The sequence below is a fragment of the Butyricicoccus sp. AM78-15b2TA genome (assembly GCF_027665985.1).
Classification (GTDB): domain Bacteria; phylum Bacillota; class Clostridia; order Oscillospirales; family Butyricicoccaceae; genus Agathobaculum; species Agathobaculum butyriciproducens.
Map to the genome: position 1 here is coordinate 1 of NZ_JAQEHY010000057.1, position 931 is coordinate 931.

The window sequence follows — 931 nt, forward strand, 5'->3', positions numbered from 1 at the left end:
CCTACAAGGATTTGAAGGCACTTATGGCTGACTTGAAAGCAATCTATGCAGCGGTAGATGAATCGGCTGCTTTGGACGCGTTAGACACGTTTGCAGAACACTGGACTGGGACAAGAAATACCCCAAGATTTCTCAGTCGTGGAGGGGTAACTGGGCAAATCTCAGTACCTATTTCAAGTTTCCTCAGGCGCTCCGACGGCTGATCTATACGACCAACACGATTGAAGGCTTTAACCGTCAGCTCAGGAAGGTAACCAAGTCGAAATCCGTGTTTCCGACCGATGACAGCCTTTTCAAAATGCTGTATCTGGCGATGATCGACATCACGAAAAAGTGGACCGGCCGCCGGCAGGACTGGAGCATGATTCATGCCCAGCTGGCAATCTACTTCGAGGATCGGATGCCTGATTAACAACCCGGCTCGAAGGTCAAGGGGCGCTACGCCGCCGGCGAGGCTTCAATGAATGAATAAGGACGCCCCTTGACTTCCGTCTTAGTTGGCGTTATGTTGTAGACAAGGCGGGCGTAGCCAACGCCGCTCCCGCCTTGAAATATAAGTTCTATTTTACACCGCATTTTGGTGGTTATACAGAATTCGGGATAGGCCCTACCGGTACGGACGCTGCCACGCACACCCAACTTCACTTCAAGCTCACAAGAAAAATGATTAAAACAAAAAGCAGCAACTTTCGTTGCTGCTTTAGATGTAGGCGTTGAGTTATCTTCCCGGGCCGTCGCCAGCCAAGTATTGTCACCGTAAACGAGCTTAACTACTGTGTTCGGAATGGGAACAGGTGTACCCTCGTCACCATTAACACCTACTATTTCGTTGCACATTCCTGTGCAGCTTTGTTATTATACCATACCATCAGCCTACTGTCAACATCTTTCTTGAAGAAATTTGGTGACCCGTGGGAGAATCGAACTCCCG

1 rRNA gene and 1 pseudogene are annotated in these 931 nt (G+C 49.4%); one reads left to right on the forward strand and one right to left on the reverse strand.

Features of this window, described 5'->3' with window-relative positions:
• Nucleotides 1-412, forward strand: a pseudogene (locus tag PGS25_RS15575) (transposase); the annotation flags it as partial.
• Between the two features lie 293 nt (nucleotides 413-705).
• Here the strand turns inward: PGS25_RS15575 and rrf are convergent.
• Nucleotides 706-822: ribosomal RNA gene (gene rrf / locus PGS25_RS15580) — 5S ribosomal RNA — on the reverse strand.
• Between the last annotated feature and the right edge of the window lie 109 nt (nucleotides 823-931).